The sequence below is a fragment of the Erwinia sp. PME.40.26/001 genome, from assembly GCF_055556675.1.
In genome coordinates this window covers 1-229 of sequence record NZ_JBVHNP010000482.1, presented here as the reverse complement: position 1 = coordinate 229, position 229 = coordinate 1, and the positions used below count along the sequence as shown (strand labels likewise).

1 protein-coding gene is annotated in these 229 nt (G+C 65.1%); it reads left to right on the top strand.

The window, feature by feature from the left end; translation table 11 throughout:
- A partial coding sequence (locus ACZ3HG_RS25060; protein WP_465335281.1) for a hypothetical protein occupies positions 1 to 229 on the top strand: 229 nt, incomplete at both ends.

The following is a 229-nucleotide window of genomic DNA, read 5'->3' as shown; positions in this document are numbered from 1 at the left end:
CGCGTTCGTCATTATCGGGGTGGCCGGCACCCTCGAGCACGCCTGCCAACTTGCCGCAACCGTGACCGCCCCAGTGATTCTGCTCGATACGGCATTTCCACGCGGCACCGCCGCGGTGCACACGTTGCGCAGTTGTGCGGCCGCAGCAAGGATAGTTGCGTTCGCGCTCAGTGAGACCGAGGAGGAGGTCATCGCGTGGGCGAAGGCCGGGATCTGCGGATACATTCCC